The organism is Tichowtungia aerotolerans (assembly GCF_009905215.1).
GTDB lineage: Bacteria > Verrucomicrobiota > Kiritimatiellia > Kiritimatiellales > Tichowtungiaceae > Tichowtungia > Tichowtungia aerotolerans.
The window spans coordinates 792,048-817,924 of record NZ_CP047593.1 but is presented as its reverse complement, the minus strand read 5'-3'; the positions used below and the strand labels follow the sequence as shown (position 1 = coordinate 817,924).

The window sequence follows — 25,877 nt, the reverse complement described above, 5'->3', positions numbered from 1 at the left end:
TGGATTTTGAGGCATGTTTTATAAAGGCGCGGTTATTCCGGAAAAGGCGGGCATGTTGTTTAATAGAGTCAAACTCAAGAATTTTACAGGGAGAAGACCAATGGCAGATACAAACTGGAAGCCGGCAGAATCGCCGCTGATGACGGTGTGGGGCGAGCAGCTGAATCCTGAGTCGGTTTGGCAGGAATATCCGCGGCCGCAGATGCAGCGGGAAGAGTGGATGAACCTGAATGGATTGTGGGAATATTCTGTTTTGCCAAAAACGGATGCGGGCCCCGCAGAGTTTGACGGGGAAATTCTGGTTCCGTTTTGTATCGAGTCGGCTCTGTCCGGCGTCGGGCGGCGCGTGTCGCCGGAGGAACGGCTGTGGTACCGCCGGACCGTTGACGTGTCCAGGGATTGGAAAGACAATGCCGTGCTGCTGCATTTCGGCGCGGTGGATTATGAGTGCACGGTCTGGGTGAACGGCGGGCTGGCCGGACATCATCGCGGCGGGAACACGCCTTTCTTTTTTGATGTGTCCGCGTTTTTGATCGACGGCGAAAACGAACTGCTGGTTTCGGTCTGGGATCCGACCAGCTCCGAAGACCAGCCGCGCGGCAAACAGGATTTGTTCCCGCATAATATCTGGTATACGCCGGTGACCGGAATCTGGCAGACGGTTTGGCTGGAGCCGGTCGCAAAGGAAAACTCGATTGAGGAACTGCGCATTACGCCGGATGTGGACGCCTCCAGCGTCGAGGTGCAGGTGATCGGGCGGGTGCCGCCGAGTCGCTGGCGTGATTGTGTTCAGGTATCGGTCTTTGACGGCGATGTGAAGATTGCCGAAACGAGGGGGCATATCGATGATTCCCTGATATTGCCGCTGGTTTCCCCGGAACTGTGGAGTCCGGACGCTCCGAAGCTTTATGATTTGCGGGTGGAACTTTTTTCCGGGCAGGGGGATTCCAGGGAGTCGCTCGATCATGCCAGGTCGTATTTTGCCATGCGGAAAATCAGCATGGCTCCGGACGGGGACGGGGTGCAGGTGCTGCTCAACAATGAACCGCTTTTCCAGTACGGAACGCTGGACCAGGGCTGGTGGCCGGACGGACTGCTGACGCCGCCGAGTGAAGACGCGCTGCGCTGGGATGTCGATTTCCTGAAGGCCGCCGGATTCAACATGGTGCGCAAGCACATCAAGATCGAGCCGCAGGCGTTTTATGCTCACTGCGACCGGATTGGGATGCTGGTCTGGCAGGACATGCCGAGCGGGTTTATTCAGGCGTCTGAAATTGATCTGGAAAAACGCTGCACGGTGCAGCATGTGCCCGAAGGCGGTCAAAAGGATGTGCTGATGCGTTCGCGCTCGGCGATTGCGTTTGATGCCGAGCTGCGCGAAATGATTGCGTCGCTTTACAACTATCCCTGCATTGCGGTCTGGGTGCCGCTGAACGAAGGCTGGGGCCAGCACGAAGTGGCGCATAAAACGCAGCTGATCCGGTCGCTGGATTCGACCCGGCTGGTCAGCAGCACCAGCGGCTGGGAAGACCGCGACATCGGCGACCTGTATGACATTCACAACTACTGGGAGGAAACCCTGATTCCTGAACCGCGGAAAGACCGCGCTGTGGTCGTCGGCGAATTCGGCGGGCTCGGCTACGCGGTGCACGGGCATCTCTGGTGGGATCGCAACTGGGGCTATCAGAGCTATGAGAATGTTGAGGAGCTGGTGGCGCAGTATCAGAAACGGCTGAGCCGAATCCTGTTCGGGATTCGCGAAAAAAGCCTGCAGGCGGCGGTGTATACCCAGACAACGGATGTGGAAGGCGAAATCAACGGGCTGGTCACTTACGACCGCAAGGTCATAAAAATAGCGGAGGAGCGGCTGCGCGCACTGCATGAAGAGCTGTATGCGCCGGAATCCGTGTGCCTGTAAAAGGAGGAGAAGCCGATGAGGAACCGCATTTATAAAACGGGCGTTGCCGCGTTGCTGGCAGGATTCTGGGCCATGGCGAAACCGGAACCGCCGCCGAACATCCTGGTGGTGCTGGTCGATGATATGGGCTACTCGGATCTGGGCTGTTTCGGTTCCTGCATCGAGACGCCGACCGTGGACCGGCTGGCCGCGGAGGGTTTAACCCTGACGCAGTTTTACAATACCGCGCGCTGCATGCCGAGCCGGGCTTCCCTGCTGACCGGGCTTTATCCGCACAAGGCCGGCATGGGCTATATGGCCGAGCCGCTGGACGCGCTGGCGTATCAGGGGCATTTGAACCACAACTGCATGACCATTGCCGAGGCGCTCAACGCCGCCGGATACTGGACGATGCATTCCGGAAAATGGCATGTGGCCCACACGCTTCGCGACCAGCAGCACGCGCCCTGCCGCCGCGGATTCGACCGCAGTTTCCTGCGCAGCTTCCGGGTGAACTATTTCAATCCGCCCTGGCTGGCCGTGAACTTCACCGGCGATCCGGCGCAGTGCAAATCCAAGGAGGAGCTGGGGTTTGACGATTCGTTTTACCTGACCGACGCCGAAGCCGATTACGCGATTCGTTTTCTTGAAGAATGGAAATCCGAGCAGGCGCAGAAGCCGTTTTTCATGTATCTGGCGTTTGATGCGCCGCACTGGCCGATGCATGCCCGGCCGGAAGATATTGCTAAGTACCGCTGGAAAAAGGACAAGTTCAGAAACGGGTGGGACGAAGTGCGCGAGCGCCGTTTCAAAGCAATGCAGAAACGGAAGATCCTCGATCCGTCCTGGACGCTTCCGCCGCGCGACCCGGCCCTGCCGGCATGGGACAGCATTCCGGGCGATTCGGCCGACGGCTGGGACGGTGTGCCGATGAACCAGTACGATAAGGATGACTGGGACCTGAAGATGGCCGTCTATGCCGCCATGATCGACCGGATGGACCAGAAGCTCGGCGATGTGATTGCCTGGCTGGAAAAGAGCGGCGTGCGCGACAACACATTGATTCTGTTTTTGGCTGACAATGGAGGGTGTCCGGAGGAGGTCGGCAGCCATGACCGGCGGGAGGTTGGGACGCCGGAGTCGTACCAGGGCTGTTTTATGCCGTGGGCGCATGTGCAGAATACGCCGTTCCGCATGTACAAGCATTGGGTTCATGAAGGCGGAATTTCGACCCCCTGCATTATCAACTGGCCGGCCGGAATGGATGAGTCGGTGAAAGGCGCGCTGGACCGTACCCCGGGACATGTGGTGGATGTGATGGCGACCTGCCTGGATGCCGCCGGCGCGGAACTTCCGGATGTGTTTGAGCGCGAAGGCCGCGCGTATCGCATCCAGCCGCCGGAAGGGGAAAGCCTGCTGCCGCTGCTGAATGGAGGAGCGCTGCCTGAACGGGCATTGTTTTTTGAACATGAAGGCAACCGCGCGGTGCGCGACGGCGACTGGAAACTGGTTTCGCGCTATGAAAAGGATGTGCAGCTGTACAGTCACTATGGCTATCCGGCCGCACCGCGCGCGGCGGAGTGGGAGTTGTATAACCTGAAAAACGACCGCACCGAAACAACGGATCTGGCCGCCGCGTGTCCGGAGATCGCGTCGCGGCTGGCAAAGAAATATCAGGCGTGGACTGTGCAGAGCGGCGCGCGTCCCTGGAGTGAGCTGGAGCCGGTGTTTGACCTGCAGGTGGCCGAACGCAGGCCGATTCTTCAATTTGAGCAGTCATTTGAACGCGGCGCGGAGCCGGGGGCGGTCGGCCGCGCTTCGCGGCGGTTCAGTTGCGCCGGACAGGATGCGCTGCACGAGTCTCCGGTGGACTGCCGGCAGGCGCTGACCGTGTCGATGTGGGTGCAGTTTGACTCGGTTCCGGAACTTGGAAAAGACTGCTATCTGCTGGGACAGATGAACTGGCCGACCAAGGGCTTTCATCTGCATTACCGCGACGGGCAGTGGATTTTTAATCTGCTTCGTCGGGACGGGATTGCCGCGTTAAAGCACCGGCGGTCGGTTGTGCCGGGCGAGTGGGTTCATCTGGGGGCGATCTGGAACGGACAGACCGCCCGGCTCTATCTGAATGGCGAGGAAGTTCAGTCGGCCGCCGTACCGGGTATGGATCCTTCGGATGCAGCGCTGTGGATTGGTGGAAACGGGCGCGACAAAGGCGCCGGCGGGCTGATCGATGACGTGCGGGTTTATAATACGGCATTGAGTCCGGAAATTCTTCGCGGGCTGTATCAGCAGGGTAATGAGGTGCGTCTGGCGCTGGATTTTGATCGGCTGGCCCCCCGCTTCGCGCCCGGAGACAGCGTGGGATCGGTGAGCTCATCCGTCTTTCTACCACAGAAGGCTGCCGGGGGATCTGACGTGGTTTGGAGCTCGTCGCATCCGGATATTTTGGGTCATGACGGCCGGTTGATTCATCGCCCGGCGGACCGACGGCAGGTCGAGCTCACCGCCCGGCTGCGGCTCTATGCGGGTGAGAAAGTCAAACGGTTTAACGTGGCGATTTCCGGTCAGGTACGATAAAATAAAACGTTATGTTGTTGAGCAGAGCATGTTGTTTATTGCTGATCGGTTGGTCGCTGACGGGCTGTGCATCCGAAATACATCTGGCCGCAAGGGCCGGCGAGCGGCGGCCGGCGGCCGGCGCCAAGTTTTTGGTTCGCCTTCCAGGCGGGGAGCTGGCCACAACCTTTTCGGTTGTTGAGCCGGACCGGGTGCAGGTGTTTATGGCCGTCAGTGATGATGAGGGCGGAAGCTGGACCAATCGCGCGATGATTGTGGAGGTGATCGATGCCCATGATGTCGGCGACGGTTCTCTCCTTCAGACGCGCGACGGCGAGCTGCTTTATGCCTATCGTCATAATCTGGACACAGGAGAACATAAGTCGTCGCCCTATTATTCAATTCGAGTGCGTGCATCGGTTGACGGAGGCCGGAGCTGGCGGGAGCACTCGATCGTTGAAGAGGTTCAGGTGGAGATGCTCGGGCCGGGCGACCAGCAGGGGCTGTGGGGGCCGTTTCTGTTCCAGACATCTGAAGGAGACATCCAGTGTTATTATGATGACGAGAGCCGTCCTCACGATGCGGGTTTTTGGCGTCATCAGTGGATTGTCATGGAAACCTGGTCGTCTGAGTGCGGCCGGTGGGAGGAGCCGGTGGTCGCGGCCCGGCCGCAGGATGTTTCGGAGCTGTCGCGCGACGGCATGGCCAGTGTGGTGGAGGCTGACGGGCGGCTGACCTGCTTTTTTGAGGGGGTTGAGCCGATCGGGGATAATCTTTTTCGCAGTGTGCTGCGCAGTACATTTTCGGACAGCAATGGGCGGCGCTGGAGCTGGCGGAAAAAAGGGCGCAGTCCGGTGTACAGTTCCCCGGAGATCTTCAGCAGTTTTGCCCCGCACGGCATTGCTCTGAGCAACGGCTGGCTGGCGGTCGTGTTTGTGACGAATGAAGATCAGCCTTCCCCGGATGAACTGAGCGTTACCCCGGACCGGATGCAGCTGGATGTGAAGCTGGTTCTGAGCGGGGATGGCGGGCAGAGCTGGCTGGGACCTTATGATGTGGACAGCACTCATCATCGCGCCGGAATCCCTTCCGTGATTGAAACCGCACCGGCGCCCGGCGCGTTGTTTTCTCTTTTTTGTACCTGGGTCGATTATCACGACGACGCCTATTTCGGGCGGCGGGTCGATTTTTTTCCGCAAACCAAACGGTGATGCATCTGTGGATTCTGGGGAATGTTTTTTGGATTCGCGGGCATGGCCAGATTATAGGAAGCAGATAGAATATATTTATAACCTAGTAAAGGAGAGTTCCATGAAGAAGTTCCTGATGATAGCAGCGGTAAGTTTTGCGGCATGCGCCGGGCATGCCGGAGTGGTTACAAATTTCTACGCCGACTTTGAGGTGTTGAACAGCGGTGGACCGGGAACGCTGACCAATGCCGCGCAGGTGAATGCAGGAACTCCGGTTGGGTCATGGATTGTGACGGACGCACAGGAGTCGCTGATTTTCGGCGGCGCGGCCGGGTTTGACCAGGGGGAATACGACTTTACAGCCAATTGCAAGAGCGGCGCGCAGGTGGCCAACGGCGTGACAATTACCTTCGATATGCGTTCCCGGCGTGATGGGTTTAACAAATACAATGCAATCCGCATTAAGAATGAAGCCGGTCTCAACGCGATCAGCCTGCGCTGGTCCGGCACCGCCGACGGAGTGTCGGGACAGCTTGAATATTGGGTAACGGGTACCGGCTGGGTTGTTGCCGCGAATGATATCTTTCTTGCCAACGATTTCGGCTTTGCCAGCGGTATTACGGATCGGATGACAATCAGTCTGTCTTCCGCCGGCTATGATGTCGCGGTGAACGGAGCGGTTATTCTTGAGGGCATGGAGTATGCGGCGGTGCCGGAAACCATTCAGTCCATGCAGTTTTTTGGGGATGGCGTACTTCTGGGTGGAGCCTGGTACGATACGATCCTGGTTACCAGTGGTTTGGCTCCGGAAGGCTATGCCGCGCACTTTAATGCTGAGTTCAATGTGCCGGACTCCGGCGGTGAAGGAACGCTGACAGCTGTTGAGCAGCTGGATGCCGGAACGGAGGTCGGATCGTGGGTGCTGGCAGACGCTCAGGAATCGTTCATTTTCAATGGCGCTGTCGGTTTTGACCAGGGGCTTTATAATGTGACTGCCAATCTGGCCTCCAATGCGGCCGTCAAAGACGGAGTGGTCTTTCATGCCGATATCCGCTCAAAGCGGGACGGAGCGACAAAATGGAACGGGATTCGCATTAAAAATGAATCGGGACTGAACGTAATCAGTCTGCGGTGGACCGGCACGGCTGACGGCGTTTCGGGGAGTCTGGAATATTGGAACGGAGCCTGGGTCTCTCTGGGCAATAATATTTTAATGGCAAATGATTTCTGGTTCACCAGCGGGCTGACCGACCATCTGCAGGTTCAGATGCGGGAAACGGATTATGACATCCTCCTGAACGGGACGAGCCTGTTGAGCAATGCAGCCTATGAAAATGAAATTACTTCGGTCGGCTCCGTTCAGTTCTTCGGGATAAACGATTTTTCCGGTGCCTGGTACGATTCCATTCGTGTTCTTAAGGCCGATGCGCTGCCGGATCAAATTACGGAAATCGGTTCGATCTCGATGGGGTTGTCTTCGGCAGATGATGTGGAGCTTTCATGGACAGCGGAAGCTGTCGGCACCTATGTTCTGCAGACCCGCACCGATTTGTTGACGGGGGCATGGAGCAATCTCGTGGAAGGGATTGCCGGGATCGACGGCACGCTGTCTGTAACGACAACGCCGACAGCCGCCACTGCATTTTACCGGATTGTCGGAGAATAAGCAGTCGGTCTGTTTTTTGGGGTTGCAGCGGAATCCTTTTACGGAACGTGTGAACTGAAAAAATGATGGCGATCTCAAAACTTGCGACGGCTTTAATACTGGGGTCTGTTATGACAACTGCAGCTGCGGATTCATTACACCGCCGCTCGACGGTGCAATGGGATTCATCCACCTTGCGTCAAGTGACGTCTTCCGGCGGCTATGCGCGGTTGATCCGGCTGCAGGGCGGCGACCTGCTCTGCTGTTATCAGTCCGGCGGAAAAAGCCGGGTGCGGCGCAGTTCAGACGGCGGGTTTACCTGGCAGTCGGATGTGGTTGCGGCAGAGCTCTCTTTCGGTGTTGCCGCGAATCCGGAACTGCTGCAGCTGAGTAACGGGGATGTGATGCTGATGATCAATGAACGCCCGTCCGACGGCGTTCATGCGTATGCCATCTCCGTTTGTTTCAGTCAGGATGAGGGGAGAAGCTGGGGGCCGCTTCGCCGGATTTATGAAGCCGGAACAACGTTTGAAAACGGCTGCTGGGAGCCGGCGTCGGTGCAGTTCCCGGATGGAGAGATTCAGATCTATTTCGCGAATGAAGGTCCATATGCCGACAGCGCTGAACAGGATGTTTCCATGCTCAGTTCGGTTGATGGCGGGCAAACGTGGAGTGATGCTGTGACGGTGGCGTTTCGTTCCGGCCATCGCGACGGCATGCCCGTGCCGCTGCTGCTCCAGGACGGACAGACCGCGGTGATGGCCATTGAAGACAACGGAAACGGCGCGCTGAAACCCGCTGTTTTACGAACGACGGTTGACGCGCGCTGGAGCGAAGGTGTCATCGACGGCGCGAGCGAGCGCCGGGCGTTTGCGGTGGATCTGGACTTGACGGTTTATGCCGGCGCGCCGTATCTCGCCCAGCTGGCGAACGGGGTCACGTTGTTGTCGGTGCAGAGCGATGAAGATTGGAGTGCGGACCGAATGGTGGTCTATGTCGGCAATGATCAGGCGGGTGATTTCGGGAACCGCAGCGTGCCGTTTGATCTGCCGGACAATACCGCCGGCCGATGGAACTCCCTGTTTGTAAAGGATGACCAGACGATCACGGCGGTCTCTTCCGTGATACAGGATGGCGTTCAGAGCATCTGGATGATTGATGGACAATTGGTGACGGGTACGCTGACGAATTTTTATGCCGATTTCAATGAAGCGTCGGACGGCTCCGCGACGGAGAGCGATTTGAATGCAGGCACGGCGATTGGATCCTGGTCGGTGTCTGCGTTGGAAGAGTCTTTTGTGAACTCGGGAGTCGTTGCGTGGGATCAGGGCTGTTACACCAATACGGCTCATTTGGCAGCGGCTGCGGATCGTTCCGCCGGGGTTACCTTCAGTTATGACATTCTGTCTAAACGGGCGGCGGCGGTCCTTGGTGGTAAGGCCAGTGCTATTCGCGTTCTGGATGAAGATGGAAAAACCATCGTTAACCTGTCGTATACCGCCACGTCTGCGGAAAGCCGCCTGCAGGTTTGGGATCAGGCAAATACCAATTGGCTGGTTTTAACATCGGATCTTCCGGCGGCGCATGTTCCCGCGACAGCTCCGGAGACTTTGGTGCATGTTGAGGTTGAGATGATGGGACACGGGTTTGTCGTTTCGGTTGATGGCGAAACGTTGACCGGAATCATGCCGTATAACAATTCAACAGGATCGCTGGTCCGTGATATCCGGTTTTACGGAGTGCATGAGGATGCCTCGGGTGCCTGGTACGACAATATTTCGGTGGTTCAGAATCTGGCCCTGGACTATGAGGGCGCCTATTTTTATGCCGATTTCAATGTGCCGGCCGTCGGGGCGGTGACCAATGCCGCGCCGCTGGATGTGGGAACAGAAGTCGGATCATGGGTCGTTGAGGATGCGCAGGAGTCCCTCATTTTTAACGGCGCGGTTGGATTTGATCAGGGAAAATATAATTTAACCGCCAATCTGGCGTCCAACGCGGTTGTAAAAGACGGAGTGGTGTTCGATGCCGATATTCGTTCAAAGCGGGACGGAGTGACAAAATGGAACGGGATTCGCATTAAAAATGAGTCCGGCCAGAATGCGGTCAGTCTGCGATGGACCGGCACGGCCGACGGCGTTTCGGGAAGTCTGGAATATTGGGACGGAGTCTGGGTCTCTCTGGGTAATAATACTTTGATGGCAAATGATTTCTGGTTCGCCAGCGGGCTGACCGACCATCTGCAGGTTCAGATGCGGGAAACGGATTATGACATCCTCCTGAACGGGACGATCCTTTTGAGCAATGCTGCCTATGAAAATTCTATCACTTCGGTCGGCTCCGTTCAGTTCTTCGGGATAAACGATTTTTCCGGCGCCTGGTATGACTCGATTCGTGTTCTCAAGGCCTCTATCACGGAGATCAAACCGGTGGACATTGCTGTGTCCGGTGCCGCGACGGTGACGCTATCCTGGGAGGCCGAGGCGATCGGAACCTATGCCGTACAGACCTGCACAAACCTGCTGTCGGGATCGTGGAGCAATCTTGTTGAAGGACTTGAGGGCGTTGACGGCATGCTTTCAGTTACGACGACGCCGACTGCCGCCTCTGTGTGTTATCGTGTCGTCGGCGAATAAATCGAATGGAACGTTTCGGCCTCGTGCAGAATTCCGGGGCTGTAGTTGAAAGGAAGATCAAATGCAATCCAGACGTGATTTTATAAAAACGGCCGGGGCGACCATCGCTTCGGTCTCCGGCATGCCGGCGTTCGGAGCAGTTGCCGCTCGCGGGAAGAAACAGTCTCCCAATGTTATTTTTGTGCTGAGCGACACGCATCGCTACAACGCCATGTCGTTCACGTCTGAGTTTGTGGATATCAAAACCCCGAACATGGACCGGATGCGTCGGGAGGGCGTGAATTTCTCCAACTGCTTTTCCACGTATCCCCTCTGTTCTCCGTATCGGGCGATGATGCAGACCGGCAAGTGGGCCTGGCAAACCGGCCACATCGACAATCATATGGATCTGCAGTTCCGGATGGATCAGTCCGGAAACATGGCGGAGCGCCAGCGCAATGCCACGCTTGGATATATGTTTTCAAACGCCGGCTACCGGACGGTTCATGTCGGCAAGTGGCATCAGGGGCTGAATCTCAATGCGCAGATTGCAGGGTACGATCTTTCCTATATCTGGTCCGGAGAGTTTCATGAAGAATTGAGCCTGAAAAAAAACGGAGAACCGTTCGCCTGCCCCCCGGCGGATGACATGCTGATGGACGGCAGCGGTGTGCCGTACAGTGGAGTCCCGGCTGCCGGGAAACGTCCGGCGTATCCATCTCATCCCTATAAAATCATCGGCGAAACCGATCAGGCGCTGGGCGTGCTTCAGCAGCATGAGTTTTCCGAGAAACCGCTGTTTATGGTGCTGGCGCTGCAGGATCCGCATTCGCCGTTTGACTACATGAAACAGGCAAAGTGGCCGGTCGGCAAATGGGATGAGGTCGGATTCGCCCGCTCGGAATATTCCAGCGGGCGGGTTCCGGGCAAGCCGAACCATCCGCCGCATACGCTGGATCAGTATGACCCGCAGTCCCTGAAATTTTATCCCTACGATGAAACCCGTGAGGCGCATCGCGAAACGTGCTGGCATTATTATGCGTCGGTCACGGCCACGGACGACCAGCTGGGGAGGGTTCTGGATGCGGTCGACGCGCTGCCGCCGGATGTGCGCAACAACACCATTGTCATTTACACCTCCGACCACGGCGGGATGAACGGACAGTACGGGGCAGAAAACGGAACTAAAAAATATCCGAACGATGCTTCGACGCATGTGCCGTTCCTGGCGTGGGGGCCGGGACAGATTCAGGCTCCCGGCCGCGAGTGCGATGCGCTGATCGCCGGAATTGACCTGTTCCCGACGCTGTGCGGACTCGGCGGACTGACGGAGGAACTGCGCCGTACCGGAACCCGGGATGCGCACGAATGCCTGGCTTATCTGGATTCGCTCGACGGGGTGGATCACAGCCGGAACGTTTTGAGCGGTGACGGCCCCGATCCGGAATCGGTGCTCGTCTATAATATCAGTAACTGCCACAACGGGACTCCGGCCCAGCCGATCCATCGGTCGGTCATCACAAAACGCCATCTGTATTCCGTGCAGGGACATTGGCGTTCTGGAAACCGGAATGTCGGGTTTGGCGATTGGAACAATCATCCCGGCGAGTGGATGTTGTTCGACCGCAAACACGATCGCTATGAGCAGAACAATTTGATTGCATCCGCTGAAAGCGAACCGGTGAAGCGTACAATGAGGAAACGTTTGGAATCGTGGCTTGAAAAATCGGAGAAGCCCGAGTGGGTTGAGCGGTTTCGTCAAGGCAGCCACTATGCGCCCTGCTGGAGGGAAGAGCAGCAGGACCGGGCCGGACTTCCGCCGTTTGAGTTGAAGGATCTTTTGACCTGACGGATGATCAGAAATTCATCCGGCTTTGCATCGTCAGTTCACGGTGCGCCGGGGCGCCTTCCGGCGCCTATGCGCGGGTGATCCGCCGGCAGGTTTGGATGGTTGACGGAATTCTGACGGAGATGTAGCTGCAATTTGCAGGCATGTTTTGCGAAGGTGCAGACATAGACGTTTTTAGAACAGAGCCTATAATGGTTTGAATCATCACTTTGGATCATGCGGATTAAACAGATACTTTTAGTTTTCGTTGCGGCGGGGTTGGCAATTTCGTTTTTGCGTTATACCGATCCGCGGCCGCGCCCGGCGCGCGACGGGCAGATTGTGTTGCGGTTCTGGAACGGATTCACCGGTCCCGACGGGCGGCAGATCATCAAACTGGTGCGGCAGTTCAATGAAGAGCATGAAGACATCAAGGTGCTGCTGCAGCGGATTGAGTGGGGCACCTATTATAACAAACTGTATGTCGCCGGTCTCGGCGGGCGGGCACCGGATGTGTTTGTGGTGCACGCTCCGCTGCTGCCCCGTTTCGCCGCTGCCGGGCTCGCTGCGCCGCTCGACTCGTGGGTTTCCGGGGACGGCGGTTTCCCCGTTGCCGACTTTGATCCGGTTGTCTGGAATGCCGGGCAGGTTCATGGAACTCAGCGGGCCGTTCCGCTCGATGTCCATCCCTTTGGGATGTACCTGAACCGTTCTCTTTTTCGGAAAGCCGGGTTGGTGGATGATGCCGGTGACATTCGCATTCCGCAGACGCGCGAGCCGCTGCTTGCGGCCATGCGGGCTATGACCCGCGATCTGGATGCGGACGGCGCGCCGGATGAGTGGGGATATGTGCTGACCACCATGCGCATGATCTTCCAGTCGGTGATGACTCAGTATGGCGGATCGCTGGTGTCGCCCGATGGCAAGACCAGTTTGATCAATTCGCCTGAAAACCGGGCGGTCATGCAGTTCTTTGTCGACCTGATTGAAAAGGAAAAGGTGTGTCCGCAGCCGGAAGGATTCGACTCCTGGGTTGGCTTTCGGCAGGGGAAGGTCGGCATCGTTTTTGAAGGCAGCTGGATGTTGAGTGAACTGGAAAAATCGGATCTCGAGTGGTGCGGCGCACCGTTTCCGCAGATCGGACCGCAACCCGGTGTCTGGGCGTCATCGCACATGATGTGCATCTCCGACAGTGCGGATTCGCTTCGGCAGCGGGCGGCACGGACTTTTATCCGCTATCTCTCCGATCACAGCCTGGAGTGGGCGGCGACCGGCCAGATCCCGGTGCGCCGTAGCTTGCGGGAGACCGCCGCGTTTAAAGCGCTGCCGGTGCAAAGTGCGTTTGCCGAGCTGATCGACAGCGTGCGGTTTTCTCCGGCCGTCCCTTACAAGCTTGAGCTCGACTCCGAGCTGGAGCTGGCATTTGAAAAAGTGCTGCGGCGCACGGCCACGCCGGAAGAAGCGCTGGCGGTTGCGCATGCAAACATTGAAAAAATTATTGCGCGGATGAAGCCCTCCGCGGAGGAGGTGCAGTAGTATGAAACGCGGCAGCTTTGTTTATCATCTCGGCGGATATACTTTTACGTTTCCGTATCTGCTGCTCTTCGCGGTCTTTCTCATCGGTCCGCTGCTGTTCGGGCTGGGACTGAGCTTCTTCAGCTGGGAAATGCTTTCCAGTGAATCGCCGCATTTCGTCGGTCTGGACAACTATCGGGAAGCGCTGGACGATCCCTATTTCTGGAGAGCACTCAAAGCAACGGCCTGGTTTGTAGTGCTGGCGGTGCCGTTTACCATCGGCACCGCACTGCTGCTGGCGCTGGGTGTGAATGCGCTGCCGAAGCGGCAGGGCTTTTACCGCGCGGCCTTTGTGCTTCCTACGATGATTAATATTGCGGTGGCCGGTCTGCTTTGGCGCTGGTTCTATAACAGCGAGTTCGGTTTGTTCAATGCGGCGCTCAACGTGAAAGTCCCGTGGCTGACCAGCGCCGAGCTGGCCCTGCCTTCCATTGCGCTGATGACGGTCTGGTGGACCGCCGGCGGATCGTTTCTGATTCTGATGGCCGGGCTGAACCAGATCCCGGAGAGCGTCTATGAAGCCGGCGCGATCGACGGTGTCACCGGGCTGCGGCGCTTTTTTTCGATCACCTTGCCGCTGCTGCGCCCCGCGCTTTTCTTTGTCTCCATCATGGGCGTCATCGGCTCCTTTCAGGTTTTCGGACAGACCTATGTCATCACCGGCGGCGGTCCGGAACTCTCCACTCGTGTGCTGGTTCAGTACATCTATGAAACCGCCTTTCGCAACTATCGCATGGGCTATGGTGCTGCGATGAGCTGGCTTCTGTTCCTGGTCATTGCCGTTGTTTCCGCCGTTCAGTTTGCTGTTAACCGCAAAGGGGAGCCCAAATGATTCGTCCGCAAAAAGGGAAGCTCATTCTGCTGGAGGCTCTGCTGCTGGTTGCCGCGCTGCTGTTCATTATGCCGGTGGTGCTCATTTTTCTCACGTCGTTCAAACCCGATGCGGAGATCCTGCGTTTTCAAGGTGTTCTGCCGCAGGCCTGGACGCTCGAAAACTACCGCGAACTGCTGCAGAGCTCTGCCGAAATCCCGGTGCTTAAGTGGCTGCTCAACAGCTTTTTCATCTCCGGTTGCGTCACGCTGCTGGTGCTGGCGGTGTCATCGCTGTGCGCCTATGCTCTGGCGCGCCTCGACTTGCCCGGCCGCAAACAGATGGTCACGCTCATCATCGCCACCATGATGATTCCCGGCCAGATCCTGCTCGTGCCGGTCTACCTTATTCTCAACGCCTTTGGCTGGCTCGACAGCCCGCGCGCGCTCATTTTTCCCGCCGGGGCCGGGGCCTTTGGCGTCTTCCTGCTCTATCAGTTTTTCAAGGGACTGCCGAAAGATCTTGAGAACGCCGCCGCCATCGACGGCTGCTCCCGGCTCGGGATCTACTGGCACGTCGCGCTGCCGCTCTCCAAGTCGGCGCTGGCTGCGCTGGCAATTTTTACCTTCACCGGATCGTGGAACGACTTCCTCGGGCCGCTGATCTTTCTGGAATCGCTGGAGCGCTACACGCTCCCGGTCGGGATCGCCCTGTTTCAGTCCTCCTATGCGATTGAGTACGATCTCATTTTCGCGGCCTGCGTCATCTGTACGCTGCCGGTGCTCGTTGCGTTCCTGATTTTTCAGAAACACATCATCAAGGGCATTTCCCTGTCCGGTCTCAAGGAATGATCGTTACGCCATAACCGGTCTCAAAGGTTTGGCCGGCGGACAGTGTGAGTATGCTAGGCTTGTTTTCAAAGATGCCGTCGCTGTCGGAGGCGTCGTTGGTCTGGGTAACCTGGATAGTTGGACGTTTGTTTTTGGCATCCATGGCTATCAATGTTGTTGGTTGTTTCTTTATTTTAAATCCGGATTCATCTCCCTGAAAAATAATTGAACCCCGCCGTCTTCAAAACGTCCGCAAGCTCGCCGCGTTCAGCGAGTTGTCTGTGAAAGAAATCTGTTTTGCCAGCGGCTATCGCAATGTACCCCACTTCTGCGCGCAGTTCAAAAAACGGTTCGGCTGTACGCCGGGCAGCTTGCTTTAAATAGATGCTTCTTTTGAGAGGCCGCAGTGTGGTGTTCGACGGCAGCGCTAAGTTTGCAGGCAACACGATCCGTTGTTGCGGATTGATATGTGTTTGATTTTGTCTGTAATCAGACAGCACATCTTTTTTTTCGATAAATCTGGTTTTATATGCCAAATCGAATTTATCAGTCCGCGAATCCATTCAAAACAAACAGGTTGAATAATTATGCCTTTACGGGGTTGTCGGTCGCTGTTATTGACGTCAGAAGGCTCGTTAAATATGCGAAAGCATATCGCTGAGTGGGTGCCGTTTTTTTTGAATGACGTGATGATTTCGTGCGGAAGGTTCTGTGATGCCCTGCGCATTGGGTCTGATCAAAGCAGGAGAGGTGAAAAATGTATATAGTTTCAAGTTATGCAATTGCTGTTTTGTTTACGGTCGTAACCATGTTGTGTTGGGGGTCGTGGGCCAATACACAAAAGTTGGCGGCCAAGACGTGGCGCTTTGAGCTTTTCTATTGGGACTATGTCGTTGGGCTGCTTCTGCTATCGCTGATTTCTGCCTTTTCGATCGGAAGTTTCGGGGAGGGGGGGCGCAGTTTTCTGGCTGATATCCAGCAGGCTGAGCTGTCGAGCGTTGGGAGTGCGTTTCTGGGTGGAGTTGTTTTTAATGCGGCGAATATTCTGCTGGTGGCGGCGATTTCCATTGCCGGGATGGCGGTTGCATTTCCGGTTGGAATCGGGATTGCCCTGATTATGGGGGTGCTGGTTAATTACATCGGCGCTCCGCAGGGGGATGCGGTTTTGTTGTTTTCGGGAGTTGGGCTGATTGCCGCCGCAATTGTTATGGATGCGCAGGCCTACAGGAGTATGTCCGGTTCCGGCTTGAACGTTTCAACCAAGGGGATTGTTATTTCGGCTTTTGCCGGCGTGTTGATGGCGCTGTTTTATCGTTTTGTGGCGGCTTCAATGTCGGTTGATTTTGTTAATCCGGCAGTCGGGAAAATGACGTCCTATTCGGCGGTTGTAGTTTTTGCGCTGGGTATTTTTATCAGCAACTTTGTGTTTAACACGATTTTCATGCGCAAGCCGATTGAAGGCGAGCCGGTGAGTTACAGGCAGTACTTTGCCGGAGGTTTGAAGACGCATTTGACCGGGGTTCTGGGGGGAGCAATCTGGTGTGTCGGCATGTCGCTCAGCATGATTGCGGCCGGGAAGGCGGGATATGCCATTTCGTACGGGCTGGGTCAGGGCGCTACGCTGGTCGCTGCGCTTTGGGGAGTGTTTGTCTGGAAGGAATTCAGGGGGGCGTCCAAAAGCACCAATGTGCTGCTTGCATTTATGTTTCTCTGTTTTGTGGCGGGGATTGCAATGATTATTATGGCAGGCAGATAAGTTGAACAGGTGTTTTGATTGTTTTTGAATCAGTGAGCAGGGGAGACGTTGTTATGGCAAAGGTTGTTGTTGTTGGAAGTTCAAATACCGATATGGTGGTCAAGTCCAACCATCTGCCGGTCCCGGGAGAAACCATTCTGGGAGGCGAGTTCTTAATGAATCCCGGTGGCAAGGGAGCGAATCAGGCTGTTGCTGCAAGACGCCTGGGCGCTGAGGTTGTTTTTGTGGCCCGGGTAGGCGATGACATATTCGGCCGTGAATCTGTTCAGGGGTTTGGAAAAGAAAAAATCAATACAGATTTTATTGCGGTTGATGCGGAGAATCCGTCCGGCGTTGCCGTTATTATGGTCGATGAAAAAGGTGAAAACTGTATTGCGGTTGCGTCGGGTGCAAATCATGCGTTGAGTGCTGGGGATGTCGATAAGGCCGTTGTTCAGATTGAGTCTGCTTCCGTGCTTTTAATGCAGTTGGAAAGCCCGCTTGCGACTGTTGAGCATGCGGCGGCGCTCGGCGCCAAAAAGGGAAAGTGTGTGATCTTGAATCCTGCGCCGGCGCAGTCGGTTTCGGATGAGCTTCTGGCGAATCTGGACTTTATTACCCCGAATGAAACCGAGGCGGAGATTTTGACCGGCATTAAGGTAACCGATCAGGAATCTGCGCAGCGCGCTGCGGAGGTGCTTCGCGGCAAAGGGGTCGGGACGGTTGTTGTCACGCTGGGTTCGCGAGGGGCCTATGTGCAGTCGGAAGCGCTCTCTGTGCTGGTGCCGGCGCGGAATGTTGATGCGGTTGACACGACGGCGGCGGGCGATACATTTAATGGAGCGTTGGCTGTCGGGCTGGCGGATGGTTTGTCGATTGAGGCGGCCGTTGGGTTCGCTAATCAGGCGGCGGCGATTTCTGTGACACGGATGGGGGCGCAGTCGTCTGCGCCTTTTCTGAATGAACTGGAGTTGTAACGGCTTGGTTTGCAGGGGCGATGTTGGGATATAACAGGGATGACGGATTGGGGAAAAAGATGCTGAAGAGATATGTAACGACGATCAATGTAATGGTTTGCCTGGTTGTGATTGGAATGCTCATTCCGCATTTGGGATATGCAGCCGGTGCGGCATCCGCCCTTGCTGAATCGCCCGAAAAAATACGGGTGCTGATTGATTCGGATGCAAACAATGAAACGGACGATCAGCATGCAATTGCCTATGCGCTGTTTAGTGATGACGTTTTTGATGTGGAGGGGATTACGGTTAATAAAACGCGCAATGGCGGGGATGTTCGTGAGCAGATGAAAGAGGCGGTTCGGGTGGTGAAGCTTTGCAATCGTTATCTCAAGGTTCCTTTGTATCGTGGGGCAAACGGCATCTTCGAAGATATTCTGCCGAACATCGATATGCCTTATTTTGACGGATACGAAGCCGTTAATTTTATTATCCAGCAGGCGAAGATCAAATCCGACCGCAAGCTGGTTCTGTTGCCGATTGGAAAGCTGACCAATATTGCTTTGGCGCTGGCCAGGGATCCGTCGATTATTCCCAACGTGAAGGTTGTGTGGCTGGGGTCGAACTATCCCAAGCCGGGGGAGTATAATATGATGGATGATTTGTCGGCGGTTCGGTACCTGCTGGAATCTTCTGTTGAGTTTGAAATGGTTACGGTTCGTTATAAGGATACGGTTAATCCCGGCGGGACGTGGGTTATCAAAGCGTATCAGGAGGAGATTTTTCGCAGGATGCCGGGGCTCGGGCCGCACCTTTCCCAATCGGTGACGGGGCGTCATGGAGGAGAATTCAGCTGTTTCGGGGATTATTCGAAAAGCCTGTTTTCCTGTGCGCGGCAGCATGGAAACCCACCCTATCGATCCCTGTTTGATGTGGGCGCAATCGCTGTCGTGAAAAATCCGGACTGGGCGCGCTCAACGGTGATGCCGCGCCCGGCTCTCGTCGGGAATGGATGGGAGGAGCGGCCGGATAATCCGATGAAAATGATCGTGTGGGATGATTTTGACGCCGATGCGATTCTGGAGGATTTTTTCGGCACGATGGAAAAGAGCGGCTCGAAATAAAGGATGAGGCGTGCGGTTCGATCCGCCGGGTCAGCCTGTTTTTTCCCGAGTGTGTTGTCTCCATTGGTTGGGGGTCTTTTCAAAGCGTCGTTTGAAGTGCTGTCCGAACCGGGAGATGTCCTGGTATCCTACGCGGTGAGCGATTGTTGAAATCGGCAGGTCTGTTTGCTGCAGCAGGGTCGCGGCTTTGTCGAGCCTCATCTCCTGAACATAGCTTTGAAAGCTTTTTCCGTAACGATCCTTGAAGAGTTTTGAGAGATGCCCGGCGCTTGTGAATGCAATCTCGCCGGCGATTTGGTTGAGGATTAGCGGGTGTTGAAGGTTGAATGAAATGTAGGAGACGGCGCGCGACAGCGGGCTTGTTTGCAACTGGGTTTCATCTTCTTTTTGTGCGATTCGAAACCAGATGGCCTGAAGGTGATTTCGCACACCGTCTTCAGCGGCCGACAGATCGCAGGAGCAGATGGTATTGATTAAATATTCATGTTCGCGCATTAATATTCGCAGGTCCGGCCAGTATTTGGAAAAGCTTTCACGATGAAACCGGGCCAGAGTTTCCCAGACGGTTTCCCAAATGGATTTCAAAACAGGCAGGTTCGCCAGTTCAATGATTGTTTTGTGCAAAACCTGGTCTTCTTTTGTGAATGCGGCGCTGTCATGCTCTTTTGTTGCCTTTAGAAGGCGCTTTAAAATGGGGGTGAACTGAGCTTCAACCCAGGCCCTGTCATTCTTTTTGCAGATCTGCCGCACGGCAAAAATTTCCAGCTCCGCTCTTAGGTCGCAAAGCATGCGGAAATTTTCAGGAGATGTTATGTTTGTATCATTCATATCTGCTGATTTTATGTTAAATCAGTGATTTATATCAGTGAATCCGTTGTTAATCAATGGTTGCTTTTGTTTTGTCTTTACTGTGTCTCGTGGTGTGCTTCCTTGGGATGGTTGCGTGTTATTTATATGCGAAGGCGGATGCTGAGGTGTGGCGGGCGAATGGATGGTGTTTCATCGATTTCAGAAGACTCATTCAACTGGGGGAAGACACATGGTGGCGATAAGGTTTGCGCAGAATCTGTTATTGGTGTGGTGTGGAATAATGAACAGCCTGCCGGCGTTGGGGCAGGTTCCAGAACTTTGGACGGGCCCGAACCTGCCTCACAATGTTCGCGATGTGCCCTCTGTATCTTCAGCGACCTATGTCGCGGTGCATCAGGCGGTGCGGGGAGAGGATCAGTTTTTGCTTGGGGCATCCATTGTTGAGCATAATGGAATCCTGTACGCGAATTGGGCCAATGGGCCGCGTGATGAAAACAGCAATGCGGAGCGCGTGTGTGGAAAAACGTCGACGGATGGCGGGCTGACCTGGTCCGATAAAGAAGTCATTGTTCCATCGCTGCCGGGGACATTGGCCCATTCGCACGGACCGTATATTTCGTATAACGGGCAGCTTTGGTTTTTCGGCATGCGCTTTGAGTATGCGCCCGATGGAGCCCGAGAGGTGAATACGGAGGCGTTTCTTCTTAATGAACAGACGGGCGAGTGGGAATCCTTTGGGATTGTTGCCGCGGGCGGCGGGATGGTGGATGCGCCGGTCCGGATGGCAAATGGGAACTGGATTGTCGGGGCGGTTTATACCGGGTTCTGGGCCTGCGCGTTTATCAGTCATGGAGATGACTTTACCAGATGGGATCGGGTTCCTGTTCCGATTGTGCCGAATCACAAGTGTTCGGAAACAACCATTCTTGTTTATGATGACAAACTGATCGCGGTGATGCGGTCGAGCTTTCCCGGGGCGGCCGGGATTTCGGTCAGCCAGAATTACGGGCGCAGCTGGAGTGCGGCTCAGGCCAGCGATTTTTCCATGGTTCAATCCAAGCCGTTTGGGGGAGTGTTAAGCAATGGTCAGCCGTATTTGATTGCGAATGTCAGCGATGGGGGCGGGAATGATCGCGACACTTTGGTCATTGCGGTTGGTCAGCCCGCGACGCAAAGCTTTTGCCGCATGTGGACTGTTCGGAGGGGCAGAACTCCGCAGCCATTGCTTGAAGGTTTGTATAAGACGCCGGGGTGGCACTATCCGTATGCGTATGAGTACAACGGAAATCTGTATGTGATTTATGCGCTGGGGAAGGAAGATTGCGAGCTGGCGATTATTCCGATCTCTGCGCTGAATACCTCCGGTTCTATTGAATGGGTGGCTCCGGCGACCGATCAGCTGTTTGCTGCGGTAACGTGGGATGGCAGTGTCAGTTCGGATTGGACCAACGGCCAGAACTGGGAGTGCGGATCGATGCCGGTTACTGATTTTACAACCGATATTGCCGAGTTTGTTGACAGTGCGGCGGTTTTGTATATGCCGACGATTAATGCATCGAGAAATATTCATGGGGTTGATTTTGACAGTGGCGGCTGGACGGTTGGCAGTAACGGAACGTCCACGTGGGGGATTGGTTCCGCCGGTATCACTTTTGCTGCGGAAGGGGCGTTGGGAGTGAATGCGATTCACCCGAATCTATTTCTGGCATCCGACCAGTGCTGGACAGTCAGCGCAGGAAATACACTGGTTGTGACCAATGGTTCAGTTACAGGCGCGCGGACGTTGTGCAAGGCCGGTGGCGGAAAGCTGGTGCTGGCAGGGCGAACCAATGCGATGGCGGGGGTTGTTGTTTCGAACGGGACTTTGGCGGTTAACAGTTCCGCCGGTTTCAGTGCACCCGTTTCTGTTTGTGAAGGGGCTGTGTTGTCTGGGAATGGAACGATCGGTGCGCCGGTTTCGGTTTCCGATGGCGGGGTTCTGGAGCCCGGCGACGGCGGGCCGGGAGCGCTTTCGATGTCCGGGCTTGCATTGAGCAGCAATTCGGTGCTTCGGTTTCAGTTGGATGGGCTGTCGGGGAGCAGTGACCGGGTTGTGGTTGGGGATTTGGTTTTAGACGGGTTGTTGGATGTTTCAGATGCCGATGCTTTGGAAGAGGGGGGGTACACGTTATTTGTCTGCAGCGGAGCGGTAACGGACAATGGGCTGCAGGTTCGTGGCATGCCGAGCGGTTTTAAGGGCAGTGTTTCCGTCTCGGCCGGTGTTGTTAGCCTTGCTGTGACGGGGCCGGTTGTCTGGGATGGGAGTAATAATTCGGATTGGACCTATGGAGCCAACTGGGATTCCGGCGTGATGCCTGTGAATGATTTCAATACGGAAGTCGCCCGGTTCGGTAATGCTTCGGTGGTTCCGAATATGCCGGCAATCAATGCTTCGAGAAGCATCGGCGGGGTTCAGTTTTCCGATTCCGGCTGGACGGTGGGCTGGAATGGGAGTTCTCTGTGGGGGATCGGCGGCGAAGGGGTCGTCAGTGCCGGGGCGGGTACGAATTGGATTCAGTCGGCTGTCTATCTTGGGGCGGATCAGGCGTGGGACGTTGCGGCGGGCAATACGCTTGTTGCGGACGGGCGAATGAGTGGCGCCGGCCGGGTGTTTGAGAAGGCCGGCGAGGGGACTTTGGTTCTCGCCGGGTCAAATTCGGTTGCCCAAATCTGTGTGAGCGCCGGGACGCTTTTGGTAAACAGCCCGGCGGGATTTTGTGCGCCGGTATCGGTTAGTAACCATTCGGTTTTTGGCGGAACCGGCGTGGTCGATGGTGTTGTCAGTGTTTTGGGGGGAGGGACTGTCTCTCCGGGCGATCAGGGCTCGGGGGTGCTGAATGTGTCCGAGCTGGTTCTCGACGCTGAGTCCCGGCTGGTGGTTGAGGTGGGACCATCAAATGAGGTGGATCGGATTGAGACGGGAAACCTGACGCTGGATGGGGTGTTGGATATTGTGGCGCTGGGGGATATTTCTCCGGGCTCTTACACCTTGATTTCGTTTGACGGTGTATTGAGTGATAACGGGCTGGAGATGGGAGATGTGCCGTACGGGTTTGTTGGTGAGATCTCAGTTGTCAGTACCGCGGTTTGCCTGAATGTGTTTGCGGCGCCGGACGTGGCGGTTTGGGATGGCAGTAATAATACAGACTGGACGTATGGGCAGAACTGGGTCGCCGGCGCGATGCCTTTCAGTGATTATTATTCGGCGCTTGCCAGGTTTGAGGGCAGTGCTGCGGTTTTGAATATGCCGGTAATTAATGCCTCCAGAAATGTGAATGCAGTTCATTTTGCAGGCTCCGGTTGGACGGTTGGCAGTAATGGGGCGTCGGTTCTGGGCATTGGGTGCGGAGGTGTTGTCGTCAGTGACGGTGAGTCCGGGGGATTTAATGTTGTTGAGTCCCGGGTGCATCTGGGGGATGGCCAGGACTGGTTTGTCAGCGCGGGCAATACGCTGGTCGCCGCCGGCAGTGTCGGTGGGGCGGCTTCTTCCTTAACGAAAACCGGTCCGGGAAGATTGATTCTTTCGGGTGCGCAGAATTCATATGGAGTAACGGTTGTGGCTGAAGGAACGCTGCTGGTTGATGGCGTGCTCGATTCTCGTGCCGCAGGAGTCTCGGTGCGGGATGCGGCGATTTTTGGCGGCACGGGGACGGTTCATCGGTCTGTTGAGGTGTTTAATGGCGGGATCCTGGCTCCGGGAGGTAATGGGGCCGGCGAGTTGACGGTTTCCAATCTGACCTTGGGCAGTTCTTCGGTTTTGGATTTTGAGCTCGGTTCGGCTGGCGGCTGTGATCAGATCGGTGCGGCGGATTTGGTTCTTGATGGGCGGCTTCGTGTGACCGATTCGGGCGGGCTGTCGGCCGGGACATATACGCTGATCACATACAGCGGTGCGCTGACGGACAATGGCTTGGAGCTTCGCTCCGGCGCGCTGCCCTATGGGTTTGAGGGGAGTCTATCCGTTTCCGGCGGGGCCGTTCGCTTAACGTTGCGGGATGTTGTTGCGTGGGACGGAAGCAATAATACGGACTGGACCAACGGGTCCAACTGGGAAACCGGCGTGATGCCGGTAAGTTCGTTTACGTCTTCTTTTGCGAAGTTTGTGAACAGTCAGGATGTGGCTTTTCAACCGGCAATCAATGCCTCCAGGAATATTTGCGGGGTTGATTTTCTGGGAGCAGGCTGGGAGGTCGGAAGCAATGGCAGTTCGGTTTGGGGGATTGGTTCGGGTGGAATCAGTTCGCGGGCGGCTGAGTCGGGCGGCACGAACACGATTCAAAGCTCATTATATCTTGGGGATGATCAGGCTTGGACGATTGAGGAAAGCAATATAGTTGAGATTCACGGGAATATCGGCGGGGCGTCGTCGACCTTGACAAAGTCGGGAGCCGGGGCGCTGGTTCTTTTCGGGGCGAATAATGGCTATGGAAATACGGTGGTTTCTTCCGGAACATTGCTGGTCAATGGCGTGCTGGACTCGCGCGCGGCGACGGTGTCTGTCGGCGGTGCGGCAGTTCTGGGCGGAAGCGGAACGATTGATCGGTCGGTTGCGGTTGCCGGTGGCGGGACGCTTTCCCCGGGGGACGGAGGTGCCGGGACGCTGACGCTTTCCAGTTTGGCGCTTAACGATACGTCGGTGTTGGATTTTGAGCTCGGCGGCCTGCCGGGCAGCAATGATTCGGTTGCTGTGGATTCGCTGGTTCTGGATGGATTATTGAATGTGAGTGATTTTGGCGGTCTGCAGGAGGGAACTTATACGCTCTTTTCCTGCGCCGGTGCGCTGACGGATAACGGGTTGCAGGTTGGGCAGTTGCCGGTCGGCTTTGCCGGCACGGTTGCTGTGTCCAATGGCGTGGTGAATCTTGTTGTTTTAGTTGTGGAGAAGAATGATCTCCCGGCCCTGGAGCCGGTTCGTCCGGCTTCAATTGTCGGCGGGCCGGTTGTTTTCGGTGATGTTGTGAGGCTGGTTGTTCAAATGCCGGATGCCGCGATCCGTTATGTTGTGGAGTCGTCAACCAATCTGCCGTACGGGGGGTGGGGGCGTGTGCCGCATTCGGATGACGGCGTGCATGGGTTTATTGTAACTAACCTGAGTTATTCCTCCGCAGGAGATGCGGGCCGAGTGATTTATGTGCGGCTCGTCGATGCGTTGAAGTTTTTCCGCGTCGTTGGGCAGTAATGTGTCGTTTTTTTACGGTCGATATGCTAGATCGATTATTTCAATCGGCGGATTAAGTCAAAACGGTTTGCCTGTTATCATTTACCTTTACTGCGTTTTTTCGTGTGATTTAATCGCATTTATCAAATCGACAGTATGTGAAGTAGAGTTTTTTTGCAGGAGGTTGTTTTATGAGTATTCAGGGAGTGATTCCGCCGTTGGTTACGCCGTTTGATGCAGAAGGTGAAGTCGATGAATCTGCGTTGCGCAGCGAGGTTCGTTTTTTGCTCGATGCGGGGGTGCACGGCTTGAGTCTGGGCGGCAGTACCGGCGAGGGCGCGTTGCTTTTGGACGATGAACTGGTGCGTGGTTTGGAGATTCTTTCAGACGAAGCCGCCGGCCGCTGCCCGCTGGTTTGCGGCATTATCCGCAACTCCACGCGGGATGCCGTGCGGGCTGCAACGCGCGCCGTTGCCGCCGGGGCGGATGCGCTGATGGTTACGCCGACTTTTTACCATGGCACTGATGCCCGCGGAAATTATTCGTTTTATCAGGATCTCTCCGGCGCGACGGATCTTCCAATCATTATCTATAATGTGATTGCGCAGAATCCGATCACTCCTGAGATGATGATGGATATTTCTCAGATCCGTAATGTGATGGGGATTAAGCAGAGCGTCGGCGGGATGCACGGATTTAATGCAATGATGTCGACCTGCGGGGCACTGACGAATGTGTACGGCGCGCAGGACGATATGCTGGTTTTTGATTATCTGCTGAAAGCGACCGGATCGATTTCCGCGATTCTGACTGTGTTCCCCGAGCTGTGCGTTCAGCAGTGGGATGCGGTCCAGGCCGGCCGGATTGATGAGGCGTTGGAGATTCATTCCCGCCTGGTTCCGGTCTGGCAGATGGTCAGCTGTGCCGGAATGGCATTCCCCGGCCGCGTGAAGAAGCTCCTTGAACTGCTGGGACGCACCGGCGGCCTGCCGCGCAAGCCGGTTCTGGAGCCGGAGCCGGATGTGACAGCGCAGCTGCGCTATGCGCTGGAGCAGGCCAACCTTTTACCCGAGGAGCTGCCCGAAGTGCGGGTGTGATGTACTGC

17 protein-coding genes are annotated in these 25,877 nt (G+C 55.9%); 14 read left to right on the top strand and 3 right to left on the bottom strand.

Going from position 1 to position 25,877, the window contains the following annotated elements:
• Positions 1-100: 100 nt before the first annotated feature.
• The 9 genes from GT409_RS03465 (at position 101) to GT409_RS03425 (ending at position 14,971) form a co-directional block, all read left to right on the top strand.
• Positions 101-1,918 (top strand): glycoside hydrolase family 2 protein, encoded by a 1,818-nt coding sequence (locus tag GT409_RS03465; protein ID WP_233231598.1) that lies wholly within the window; start codon positions 101-103, stop codon positions 1,916-1,918.
• 15 nt (positions 1,919-1,933) lie between these two features.
• Complete coding sequence (locus tag GT409_RS03460; RefSeq protein ID WP_160626976.1) at positions 1,934-4,477, top strand: sulfatase-like hydrolase/transferase; 2,544 nt, start codon at positions 1,934-1,936, stop codon at positions 4,475-4,477.
• 17 nt (positions 4,478-4,494) lie between these two features.
• Entirely contained in the window at positions 4,495-5,667 is a 1,173-nt protein-coding gene (locus tag GT409_RS03455) for a sialidase family protein (protein WP_160626975.1), read from the top strand.
• A 100-nt stretch (positions 5,668-5,767) separates the two neighbouring features.
• Complete coding sequence (locus GT409_RS03450; RefSeq protein ID WP_160626973.1) at positions 5,768-7,312, top strand: hypothetical protein; 1,545 nt, start codon at positions 5,768-5,770, stop codon at positions 7,310-7,312.
• 110 nt (positions 7,313-7,422) lie between these two features.
• A complete protein-coding gene (locus GT409_RS03445; protein WP_160626971.1) occupies positions 7,423-9,927 on the top strand; it encodes a sialidase family protein in 2,505 nt (834 codons plus the stop codon).
• Between the two features lie 61 nt (positions 9,928-9,988).
• Positions 9,989-11,755, top strand: a complete 1,767-nt coding sequence (locus GT409_RS03440) for a sulfatase family protein (protein ID WP_160626969.1) — start codon at positions 9,989-9,991, stop codon at positions 11,753-11,755.
• 216 nt (positions 11,756-11,971) lie between these two features.
• Positions 11,972-13,270 carry an ABC transporter substrate-binding protein gene (locus tag GT409_RS03435; protein ID WP_160626967.1) on the top strand — a complete coding sequence of 433 codons (1,299 nt, stop codon included), beginning with the start codon at positions 11,972-11,974 and terminating at the stop codon, positions 13,268-13,270.
• Position 13,271: 1 nt separating this feature from the next.
• Positions 13,272-14,141: a carbohydrate ABC transporter permease gene (locus GT409_RS03430; RefSeq protein WP_160626965.1), complete on the top strand. Its 870-nt coding sequence runs from the start codon at positions 13,272-13,274 to the stop codon at positions 14,139-14,141.
• Complete coding sequence (locus GT409_RS03425) at positions 14,138-14,971, top strand: carbohydrate ABC transporter permease (protein WP_160626964.1); 834 nt, start codon at positions 14,138-14,140, stop codon at positions 14,969-14,971. Before GT409_RS03430 ends, GT409_RS03425 begins: the two co-directional genes overlap by 4 nt.
• Here GT409_RS03425 and GT409_RS03420 read toward each other — a convergent pair.
• Positions 14,961-15,113 (bottom strand): hypothetical protein, encoded by a 153-nt coding sequence (locus GT409_RS03420; protein ID WP_160626961.1) that lies wholly within the window; start codon positions 15,111-15,113, stop codon positions 14,961-14,963. The genes GT409_RS03425 and GT409_RS03420 overlap by 11 nt on opposite strands.
• A gap of 43 nt (positions 15,114-15,156) precedes the next feature.
• Complete coding sequence (locus GT409_RS16205; RefSeq protein ID WP_233231597.1) at positions 15,157-15,486, bottom strand: hypothetical protein; 330 nt, start codon at positions 15,484-15,486, stop codon at positions 15,157-15,159.
• Between the two features lie 221 nt (positions 15,487-15,707).
• Between GT409_RS16205 and GT409_RS03410 the strand changes: the two genes are divergently transcribed.
• Genes GT409_RS03410 through GT409_RS03400 form a run of 3 tightly spaced genes read left to right on the top strand, consistent with a single transcriptional unit; the run spans position 15,708 to position 18,765 of the window.
• A complete protein-coding gene (locus GT409_RS03410; protein ID WP_160626960.1) occupies positions 15,708-16,706 on the top strand; it encodes a multidrug DMT transporter permease in 999 nt (332 codons plus the stop codon).
• A gap of 53 nt (positions 16,707-16,759) precedes the next feature.
• Positions 16,760-17,662 carry a ribokinase gene (gene rbsK / locus GT409_RS03405; protein WP_160626958.1) on the top strand — a complete coding sequence of 301 codons (903 nt, stop codon included), beginning with the start codon at positions 16,760-16,762 and terminating at the stop codon, positions 17,660-17,662.
• A gap of 59 nt (positions 17,663-17,721) precedes the next feature.
• Positions 17,722-18,765, top strand: coding sequence for a nucleoside hydrolase (locus tag GT409_RS03400; RefSeq protein ID WP_233231596.1), 1,044 nt, complete (start codon positions 17,722-17,724; stop codon positions 18,763-18,765).
• A gap of 30 nt (positions 18,766-18,795) precedes the next feature.
• On the opposite strand, the gene GT409_RS03395 is transcribed toward GT409_RS03400, so the two are convergent.
• A complete protein-coding gene (locus GT409_RS03395; protein ID WP_233231647.1) occupies positions 18,796-19,554 on the bottom strand; it encodes a helix-turn-helix domain-containing protein in 759 nt (252 codons plus the stop codon).
• Positions 19,555-19,855: 301 nt separating this feature from the next.
• On the opposite strand from GT409_RS03395, the gene GT409_RS03390 reads away from it, so the two are divergent.
• Together GT409_RS03390 and GT409_RS03385 are read left to right on the top strand one after the other, a co-directional pair.
• Positions 19,856-24,793: an exo-alpha-sialidase gene (locus tag GT409_RS03390; RefSeq protein WP_160626953.1), complete on the top strand. Its 4,938-nt coding sequence runs from the start codon at positions 19,856-19,858 to the stop codon at positions 24,791-24,793.
• A gap of 170 nt (positions 24,794-24,963) precedes the next feature.
• Complete coding sequence (locus tag GT409_RS03385) at positions 24,964-25,869, top strand: dihydrodipicolinate synthase family protein (RefSeq protein ID WP_160626951.1); 906 nt, start codon at positions 24,964-24,966, stop codon at positions 25,867-25,869.
• Positions 25,870-25,877 lie beyond the last annotated feature (8 nt).

What these genes read in the sequence shown, in the direction of transcription:
- GT409_RS03410 (WP_160626960.1), top strand. Translation starts at nt 15,708, where the DNA reads ATGTATATAGTTTCAAGTTATGCAATTGCTGTTTTGTTTACGGTCGTA.
- GT409_RS03440 (WP_160626969.1), top strand. Translation starts at nt 9,989, where the DNA reads ATGCAATCCAGACGTGATTTTATAAAAACGGCCGGGGCGACCATCGCT.
- GT409_RS03390 (WP_160626953.1), top strand. Translation starts at nt 19,856, where the DNA reads ATGAACAGCCTGCCGGCGTTGGGGCAGGTTCCAGAACTTTGGACGGGC.
- GT409_RS03400 (WP_233231596.1), top strand. Translation starts at nt 17,722, where the DNA reads ATGCTGAAGAGATATGTAACGACGATCAATGTAATGGTTTGCCTGGTT.
- GT409_RS03430 (WP_160626965.1), top strand. Translation starts at nt 13,272, where the DNA reads ATGAAACGCGGCAGCTTTGTTTATCATCTCGGCGGATATACTTTTACG.
- GT409_RS03435 (WP_160626967.1), top strand. Translation starts at nt 11,972, where the DNA reads ATGCGGATTAAACAGATACTTTTAGTTTTCGTTGCGGCGGGGTTGGCA.
- rbsK (WP_160626958.1), top strand. Translation starts at nt 16,760, where the DNA reads ATGGCAAAGGTTGTTGTTGTTGGAAGTTCAAATACCGATATGGTGGTC.
- GT409_RS03420 (WP_160626961.1), bottom strand. Translation starts at nt 15,113, where the DNA reads ATGGATGCCAAAAACAAACGTCCAACTATCCAGGTTACCCAGACCAAC.
- GT409_RS03425 (WP_160626964.1), top strand. Translation starts at nt 14,138, where the DNA reads ATGATTCGTCCGCAAAAAGGGAAGCTCATTCTGCTGGAGGCTCTGCTG.
- GT409_RS03385 (WP_160626951.1), top strand. Translation starts at nt 24,964, where the DNA reads ATGAGTATTCAGGGAGTGATTCCGCCGTTGGTTACGCCGTTTGATGCA.
- GT409_RS03465 (WP_233231598.1), top strand. Translation starts at nt 101, where the DNA reads ATGGCAGATACAAACTGGAAGCCGGCAGAATCGCCGCTGATGACGGTG.
- GT409_RS03445 (WP_160626971.1), top strand. Translation starts at nt 7,423, where the DNA reads ATGACAACTGCAGCTGCGGATTCATTACACCGCCGCTCGACGGTGCAA.
- GT409_RS03395 (WP_233231647.1), bottom strand. Translation starts at nt 19,554, where the DNA reads ATGCTTTGCGACCTAAGAGCGGAGCTGGAAATTTTTGCCGTGCGGCAG.
- GT409_RS03450 (WP_160626973.1), top strand. Translation starts at nt 5,768, where the DNA reads ATGAAGAAGTTCCTGATGATAGCAGCGGTAAGTTTTGCGGCATGCGCC.
- GT409_RS03460 (WP_160626976.1), top strand. Translation starts at nt 1,934, where the DNA reads ATGAGGAACCGCATTTATAAAACGGGCGTTGCCGCGTTGCTGGCAGGA.